The sequence below is a fragment of the Micromonospora sp. GCM10011541 genome (assembly GCF_042650725.1).
Lineage (GTDB): Bacteria > Actinomycetota > Actinomycetes > Mycobacteriales > Micromonosporaceae > Micromonospora > Micromonospora sicca.
Map to the genome: position 1 here is coordinate 1 of NZ_JBHSBP010000084.1, position 7538 is coordinate 7538.

Genomic DNA, 7538 nt, shown 5'->3' on the forward strand with positions numbered 1-7538 from the left:
TCCAAAAGATCAACCAACCGCCTCAACAACCTTGATCAACAGTTAGCGAAAGACCGAGGTTAGGTGATCACCATTGGCGCATCCCCACCAGCAGCTGCCCGCACCGTCGAGCCACGACAGCAGCCTGCCCAACTCCACCACCAGAGCGGGTGCCTTCTTCCGAGGAAGGGCAGCCTCGGGCACCGTTGCCTTGAGCGATGGCAAGATCGAGGCAGGCTTGAGCAGTGAAGTCATCGACCCGGCCTGGACCATGGTTGCCTCCGACGTCGGCGTTCGCCGGGTTTCGGTTCCCGCCCGAGGTGATCGTGGTCGCGGTCCGCTGGTATCTGCGCTTCAACCTCTCGTATCGCGACGTTGAGGAGCTGCTGTCGCGGGGCAGGTGGAATCGAGCCAGCCGTCGGCCGCTGGCAACCCCAGGTCGAGTCTTCAGCGCGTCTCCTCGATCGCCTGCTCGGCAGCGCGGCGTACGTCGTCGAGCAGGATCTCCATGTCGCGGCGGGTGGTGCGGTAGTTGAGCACGCAGCCGCGCAGCGCGAAGCGGCCGTTGATGGTCGCGTTCGACAGGTACGAGCTGCCAGCCTGCTGCAGCGCCAGCATGATCCGTTCGTTGAGGCGGTCGAGTTCCTCCTCGTCGGACTGGGACCGCGAGCCGGCATGTGCGCTCCCCGGCAGGTAGCGGAAGCAGAAGATGGAGAGTTCGACCGGGGCGAGCAGCTCGAAGTCAGCGCTGGCGTCGACGAGCTCGGCCAGGTGACGGGCGCAATCGAGGTTGCCCTCGACCGCGTCGCCGACAGCTCGCGAACCAGCGTGCGCCAGCGCCATCCAGACCTTGAGCGCGCGGAATCGCCGGGACAGGTCCGGGCCGTAGTCCCAGAAGGCGAAGGCCTCGGCCGGCTCGGTCTGCATGACCCGGGTGTAGTCGGCGTCGAGGCTGAAGGCCCGCCGCGCCGCCTCGGGGTCGCGGTAGATAAGGCAGCCGCAGTCCGCGGGCAGGTAGAGCCACTTGTGCGGGTCGAGGGCGATCGAGTCAGCCTCCGACATGCCGTCGAAGAGCGGACGAGCCGAGGGGGCGAGCCGCGCGAAGCCGCCGTAGCACGCGTCAACGTGCATCCACAGCCTGTACCGCCGCGCGACCGCAGCGATATCGGCGAGCGGGTCGACCGCGCCGGTGACGACGGTGCCGGCGTTCGCCACCACACAGAACGGTTCCGCCCCGGCGGCCCGGTCCTCCTCGATGGCGCGGACGAGGGCGTCGACGTCCATCCGGAAGCAGGCGTCCACCGGGATCTCGCGGACGTTCGCCCGCCCGATGCCGAGCAGCGCGGCGGCCTTGTGGATCGAGTGGTGGGTCTCGGTGGAGGCGTAGACGCGCAGCGGCGCGGGGTGTGCGGCCGCACCGTGGGTGGCGACCGCGTCGCCGCAGTGGCGGTGTCGTGCGGCGGCGAGCGCCGTGAAGTTGGCCATCGATCCGCCGCTCATGAATAGGCCCCCGGCGCCCGGGTCGCAGCCGAGGGCCTCCTTGATCCAGTCGATGGCCACGTGCTCCAGCTCGGCGGGAGCCGGTGCCGACCGCCACGCGGTGAGGTTCGCGTTCAGCGCCGACGCGAGGAAATCGGCCACCGCGGCGACCGCGGTGCCCGGCGCCGAGACGTACCCGAAGAAGCGGGGATGCCCGTTGTGCCGGCTGCCGGGCACGATCACCTCACGGAAGACCGTGAGCAGGTCGGTGAAGTCACGGCCCTCGACGGGCAGCGGCTCGGCGAGCAGCTCCTTCAGTGCGGCAGCGGAGGTTCGCGGGCCGATCGGCAGGTCCCGGATCGAGTCGTGGTAGGCGGCGATCCACTCGACGGCGCGCCCACCCATGTCCCGGATCTGCTCCGCCGAGGGGTCCAGGGCGGAGTCGACGCTGCGCCGATCGGGTGAGATCGAAGTCATGACCCGGAGGATAGTTTGGATCATGTCCTGGCGTTCGCCCGCGCCGCCGCCCCCGCCCCGCCCTGGGACGTGGCCGCCGCCTCGACGGCCGGCTCCTGTGGCACACGAGAGGCGACGGCGATGACGAGTACGAGCGGCACGAGCAGCAGCGCGGGCTCCCAGGCGGGCTGAAGCAGGGCGACCAGGGCGCCGACGGCGGCGCCGCTCAAGAGGGCCAGCAGGATCTCGACCTTGGCAGAGCGCACGACAACCGGCAGTTACGGCCAGCGCGGCGTTGCGCAACGCGGCGTCGCCGTACCTCGGCGGCGGTATGTGCGCGTAGCGGCCTGCGCTGCTCGACGTACCCCGGGTGCCGCTGCCTGACCGACGATGCTGCCGATGTGGCCGGCGCACGATCTCAGGGAACGGCGCAGAAGCAGCCCACACGACAGGAGATTGCAATGCCGGCAGAACTGATGAGCTTCACGGTGTACGCCCACCCGTACCCGGGATGGTCGGACGGGCACGGTCCCTGGAATCGCGGGGGACCGGGTTGGTGGCTGATCTTGCCGATCCTGTTCTGGGTCCTCGTCCTGTCCGGGATCGGGTACGTGGTCTACCGCAGGTCGCCCAGGCAGTCCGCCCGCGGCGCCGCCGAGCGCACGCTCGCTGAGCGGTACGCCCGCGGTGAGATCGGCGAGGACGAACTGAAGCAGCGCCGCGCCGTCCTGCGCGGCAAGTCGTAAGTGCGCCGAGCAATGAGGCGTTGGCGCTCCGCCTGGCGCCGACGGACCGTCATCGAAGTTGGGAGGTGAAGACCGGCCGGCCGTGCGTGGTAACGGTGGAGGGCGAAGCCGCTGAGCTACCCGGCTGGCTCCTGGGCGGGCAGCAGGCTGATGGGCTGCTGGTGCGGAGCCGATGAAGCTCCCGATCCGCCGCTCTGGTTGTAGGGCTCGGTTGTCCCCGGCAGGCGATCGCCTCGGTGTTCTCTGGGAGGTCACGCCGGCCCGCTCGCCCACCCGTGAAGCGTGATCGGTTGACCGCCCAAACGGAAGCACGAATGGCTTCCCTTGCGCCGCCACGACGCACCAGGGGCACACGTACAGTCTGCAGGCAAAGCTTCTCTTCATTCAGTTGCTTGGTCGCTGCTGATCTTGGAGGGCCCGTTCCTTCTCGCCCTCGCGCCACGCCGTGGATCTGGACACCACGAGACGGTGCACCCAGGCTCAGCTACGAGAGCCCAAAATAAAATCGGACGGCGCTGTCGAGAACTGGTGACCGGCTCCGTCCCTGGGGTGAATGTGACCACGATGGGTCGCACCAGCGCTCAGGAGAATCACGATGGCCAAGTACTTGCTGCTCAAGCACTACCGCGGCGCTCCGGCTGCGGTCAACGACGTGCCCATGGACCAGTGGACGCCGGAGGAGATCTCGGCGCACGTGCAGTACATGAACGACTTCGCGGCCCGGCTCGAGAAGACCGGCGAGTTCGTCGACGGCCAGGCGCTCGCCCCCGAGGGGACGTTCGTCCGGTACGACGGTGAGGGACGCCCGCCGGTCACCGATGGCCCGTTCGCCGAGACCAAGGACCTCATCGCCGGCTGGATGGTGATCGATGTCGACAGCTACGAGCGCGCCCTCGAGCTGGCCGGGGAGCTGTCGGCCGCCCCCGGGGCGGGCGGCAAGCCGATCCACGAGTGGCTCGAGCTGCGCCCCTTCCTGACCGCGCCGCCCACCATCACGGAGTGACCTGATGGACGAGGCCCTGCTCCGGAGCCTCACGCCGAGCGTGCTCGGCATCCTCGTCCGCCGCGGAGCCGACTTCGCGGCGGCCGAGGACGCCGTGCAGGACGCGCTGATCGAGGCGCTCCGCGTCTGGCCGGCCGACCCGCCGCGGGATGCGACGGGCTGGCTGGTCACCGCGGCCTGGCGCAAGTTCCTCGACACGACCCGGGCCGACGCCGCCCGCCGCCGACGTGAGGAGCTCGTCGACGAGGAGCGGGCGCCCGGGCCCGTGCCCGCGGTCGATGACACGCTCCAGCTCTACTTCCTGTGCGCCCACCCGTCGCTGACGCCGTCGTCCGCGGTCGCGCTCACGCTGCGCGCCGTCGGCGGGCTGACCACCCGCCAGATCGCCCACGCCTACCTGGTGCCCGAGGCGACCATGGCGCAGCGCATCAGCCGGGCCAAGCGCACCATCTCCGGCGTGCGGTTCGACCAGCCCGGCGACGTCGCCACCGTGCTGCGCGTCCTCTACCTGGTCTTCAACGAGGGCTACTCCGGCGACGTGGACCTCGCCGCCGAGGCCATCCGCCTCACCCGGCAGCTCGCGGCCGCGATCGACCACCCCGAGGTGGCGGGGCTGCTCGCCCTCATGCTGCTGCACCACGCCCGGCGCGCCACCCGGACCGCGCCCGACGGCAGCCTGGTGCCGCTCGCCGAGCAGGATCGCAGCCGGTGGGACACCACGTCGATCGCCGAGGGCGTCGAGATCCTGCAGGCGGCCCTCGCCCGCGACCGGCTGGGCGAGTTCCAGGCCCAGGCCGCCATCGCGGCACTCCACGCTGACGCCCCCACCGCCGAGGAGACCGACTGGGTGCAAATCGTCGAGTGGTACGACGAACTCGCGCGCCTGACCGACAGCCCGGTCGTCCGGCTCAACCGCGCAGTGGCCGTCGGCGAGGCCGACGGACCGCGCGCCGGACTGGCGGCGCTCGCGGCACTGGACGACGCACTGCCCCGCCACACGGCGGTGGCAGCGTACCTCCACGAGCGCGACGGCAACCTGGCGACGGCGGCCCGGCTGTACGCCGAGGCGGCCCAAAAGGCCCCCAACCTCGCCGAGCGCAACCACCTGACGCGCCAGGCCGCCCGCCTCAACGCCCGCCGAGGTCGCTGACCGGCCACGCTCGGATTTCCTTGCAGCATTTGGTGCGGCCGTGTGGTTGAGACCATGCGGGTCCGAGCGGCGGCGCACCGGACCGTCAGCTGGTTGAGGCGACGGGAGCTCGTTGACAGGGCGGGTGTTCGCTGCACGGGCGTCCGTCGGGCGCCGTGACCACCAGTCGCAAAACAGTGCGCGCCACGTCGAGGAAGATTGGAGGGCGAGGTGCCGCCACTGCCGGCCCGTGCCGACATCCATGATCAGTAGGATCCCGCGGGTGAGCGAGAACCTGCACCCAGTCCGCAGGGTCAGCGTGGGCGGCCCGAGCGCCGACATCGACGAAGAGCTTGCGCCGATTGTCGAGGTCATCTGGCGTCTCGGGTTGACGACGGCTCCTGTTGGTCGGCTTTCCGAGCTACGACCGCACGGAGATACTGCGTCGGCTGACCGCCTACGAGGCAGGCCGACTTACGCCGCCAGGGCCGATCGATCGGTCAAGCATGGCTGCCAGGCACTTGGCATGATGCGCCACTTCATGCACCCGGCTTCATGGCTGGTGCATGGTTGACGAACAGGCCAGTTACCGGCGCCCGCGGTCTGCGGCAAATGAGTACACCCCGACGATCGCCTACGTGAGGGCTTCAGGGGCCTGCGGGCGTACCTGCTTTCGTCTGCAGCGGTACGCCCGGCGCGTGATGGCACCGCCGCCTCACGAGGTTTCCCCGCAGAAGATGGTGCACAGTCTGTCGAGAACGCCCTGGCGGCTTCGTCTCAGCAGTGGAGCCGGCCACCGTGGTCGTACAGAAAGGGGCCCAGCATGGCGATCCAGCGGATGGACAACGTCCTCATCGTTGTCGACGACCTCGAGGCTGTAATTGCGTTCTTCGTCGAACTTGGCATGGAGCTGGAGGGCAAAGGGCCAATCGAGGGACGTTGGGTGGAGCGTGTCATCGGGATCGACGACGTCCGGCAGGACGTCGCTATGCTGCGCACCCCGGACGGCCACGGTCGAATCGAGCTGGCGATGTTCCATACGCCGAAGGCGATCAGCGCCGAGGCGAAGGATGCACCAGCGAATACGCTGGGCATTCGTCGCATCATGTTCGCCGTCGACGACATCGAGCACGTGGTCGCCCGCCTGCGTACCCACGGCGCCGAGCTCGTCGGCGAGCTGGCGCAGTACGAGGACATCTATCGTCTGTGCTACGTCCGCGGCCCGGAGGGCATCATCGTCGGACTGGCCGAGCAGCTCAGCTGAGGTCCGCCGAAGGGACCGTGCAGCGACCGCGCCCGGCCGCCGATGGGCCAAGCCATCACCTGAGGAACCCTCGACGGCGGAGCACCTTGGCGTTGAGATCCAGCAGGCACTGCGGGGTCGTGGGCTGGTTCGCTCGCGGCCCTGATCCGGTTGTGCTCATGTCCGCGGTCAGACAACGACGATCCGGGGTTCGCCGGCGAGCCGTCTTTGCCGAGCGCCCTGGGCGGCATGTACGTACACCCGATCGCTGTTGCCTGTCGCCGTGGGCCACGAGGGCTTGGATCGCATGGTCGTGGCTGATCATTGAGCGGTGATGAATCCTGCCGCGCTGCCGGCCGACCCCGGTGCGTTCTCGTTGGCCGTTCCGCCGCTGTTTGCCGCGCTGGCTCCGGCGCGGAGCATCCTCATCGCCGGAGCGGGCGGGGGGTTCGACGTGTACGCCGGGCTGCCCCTGGCGTTCGCCCTGTGGCGCGGCGGCGCACAGGTGCACCTGGCCAACCTGTCCTTCTCCCAGCTCGAATTGATCGACCGGGACGCGTGGATAGCGGAGCACATCGCGTCGGTGCAGCCGGACACCACCAGCCCGGACTGGTACTTCCCCGAACGCACGCTCGCCCGGTGGCTGGTGGCTCAGGAGCTGCCGTCGACCGTGTACGCCTTTCCGCCGCTCGGTGTCCAGCCGTTACGGGCGGCGTACCGGCACCTGGTCGAACAACTCAACATCGATGCTGTGGTGCTGGTCGATGGCGGCACCGACGTCCTGCTGCGCGGCGACGAAAGCGATCTCGGCACCCCGGTGGAGGACATCACCAGCCTGGCCGCCGTGGCCGCGCTGGACGTGCCGGTCAAGCTGGTGACCAGTCTCGGCTTCGGCATCGACGCCTACGACGGCGTCAACCACGTCCAGGTGCTGGAGAACCTCGCCGCACTCGACCGCGACGGCGGCTACCTCGGTGCCCTGTCCATACCCGGTTCCAGCCGGGAGGCGGCGCTGTACCGCGATGCTGTCGCCGACGCCCAGGCCGCCACCCCGGACCGGCCGAGCATCGTCCAAGGACAGATCGCCGCCGCCACCAGCGGCGCATTCGGAGACATCCGGTTCACCCGGCGCACCGACGGCGGCGACCTGTTCGTCAACCCGCTGATGGCAATCTACTTCACCGTCGACCTCGACAAACTCGCCGCCCGATGCCTGTACCTCGACCGCATCGAGAACACCATCGGCAGGCAACAGGTCATCACGCGCATCCAAGCGTTCCGCGACGAACTCCTCAGCGCACGCATCCCCCGCGCGTTTCCCCACTGAACCCCCGGACGGCGGCGGTTGAGTGTGGTCATCGCAACCATCGGCCTGATGGGTTAGAACTCGTCCATGCAAGAGTTCGTTCCTGCGCCGCCGCGGGTGGTTCCTTACGACCCGGCGGGTTCAGCCAGTGGAAGCATTTGCCTCGACGAGTTCGGTGAATATCTCGGAGGGCTTCT

General features: G+C 69.2%; 8 protein-coding genes and 1 pseudogene. 7 read left to right on the forward strand and 2 right to left on the reverse strand.

Annotated elements, in window-relative coordinates; genetic code table 11:
* Positions 1 to 254 precede the first annotated feature (254 nt).
* Positions 255 to 371: pseudogene (locus ACFOYX_RS30085) on the forward strand (IS6 family transposase); the annotation flags it as partial.
* 55 nt (positions 372 to 426) lie between these two features.
* Here the strand turns inward: ACFOYX_RS30085 and ACFOYX_RS30090 are convergent.
* Both ACFOYX_RS30090 and ACFOYX_RS30095 read right to left on the reverse strand, forming a co-directional pair.
* Positions 427 to 1935, reverse strand: coding sequence for an aminotransferase class I/II-fold pyridoxal phosphate-dependent enzyme (locus ACFOYX_RS30090; RefSeq protein WP_322444111.1), 1509 nt, complete (start codon positions 1933 to 1935; stop codon positions 427 to 429).
* Positions 1936 to 1955: 20 nt separating this feature from the next.
* The gene (locus ACFOYX_RS30095; RefSeq protein ID WP_322444110.1) at positions 1956 to 2180 is read right to left on the reverse strand and encodes a hypothetical protein; all 225 of its coding nucleotides are present in this window, start codon (positions 2178 to 2180) and stop codon (positions 1956 to 1958) included.
* A 195-nt stretch (positions 2181 to 2375) separates the two neighbouring features.
* Between ACFOYX_RS30095 and ACFOYX_RS30100 the strand changes: the two genes are divergently transcribed.
* The 6 genes from ACFOYX_RS30100 (at position 2376) to ACFOYX_RS30125 (ending at position 7362) form a co-directional block, all read left to right on the forward strand.
* The gene (locus ACFOYX_RS30100; protein ID WP_322444109.1) at positions 2376 to 2660 is read left to right on the forward strand and encodes a hypothetical protein; all 285 of its coding nucleotides are present in this window, start codon (positions 2376 to 2378) and stop codon (positions 2658 to 2660) included.
* A gap of 595 nt (positions 2661 to 3255) precedes the next feature.
* Entirely contained in the window at positions 3256 to 3663 is a 408-nt protein-coding gene (locus tag ACFOYX_RS30105) for a YciI family protein (protein ID WP_109803115.1), read from the forward strand.
* A gap of 4 nt (positions 3664 to 3667) precedes the next feature.
* A complete protein-coding gene (locus tag ACFOYX_RS30110; protein WP_322444108.1) occupies positions 3668 to 4813 on the forward strand; it encodes a DUF6596 domain-containing protein in 1146 nt (381 codons plus the stop codon).
* A gap of 262 nt (positions 4814 to 5075) precedes the next feature.
* Entirely contained in the window at positions 5076 to 5366 is a 291-nt protein-coding gene (locus tag ACFOYX_RS30115) for a hypothetical protein (RefSeq protein WP_322444107.1), read from the forward strand.
* A gap of 249 nt (positions 5367 to 5615) precedes the next feature.
* Positions 5616 to 6056, forward strand: coding sequence for a VOC family protein (locus ACFOYX_RS30120; protein WP_322444106.1), 441 nt, complete (start codon positions 5616 to 5618; stop codon positions 6054 to 6056).
* 313 nt (positions 6057 to 6369) lie between these two features.
* Positions 6370 to 7362: a DUF1152 domain-containing protein gene (locus tag ACFOYX_RS30125; RefSeq protein WP_322444112.1), complete on the forward strand. Its 993-nt coding sequence runs from the start codon at positions 6370 to 6372 to the stop codon at positions 7360 to 7362.
* Positions 7363 to 7538: the final 176 nt, after the last annotated feature.

What these genes read in the sequence shown, in the direction of transcription:
- ACFOYX_RS30090 (WP_322444111.1), bottom strand. Translation starts at nt 1,935, where the DNA reads ATGACTTCGATCTCACCCGATCGGCGCAGCGTCGACTCCGCCCTGGAC.
- ACFOYX_RS30100 (WP_322444109.1), top strand. Translation starts at nt 2,376, where the DNA reads ATGCCGGCAGAACTGATGAGCTTCACGGTGTACGCCCACCCGTACCCG.
- ACFOYX_RS30105 (WP_109803115.1), top strand. Translation starts at nt 3,256, where the DNA reads ATGGCCAAGTACTTGCTGCTCAAGCACTACCGCGGCGCTCCGGCTGCG.
- ACFOYX_RS30110 (WP_322444108.1), top strand. Translation starts at nt 3,668, where the DNA reads ATGGACGAGGCCCTGCTCCGGAGCCTCACGCCGAGCGTGCTCGGCATC.
- ACFOYX_RS30120 (WP_322444106.1), top strand. Translation starts at nt 5,616, where the DNA reads ATGGCGATCCAGCGGATGGACAACGTCCTCATCGTTGTCGACGACCTC.
- ACFOYX_RS30125 (WP_322444112.1), top strand. Translation starts at nt 6,370, where the DNA reads ATGAATCCTGCCGCGCTGCCGGCCGACCCCGGTGCGTTCTCGTTGGCC.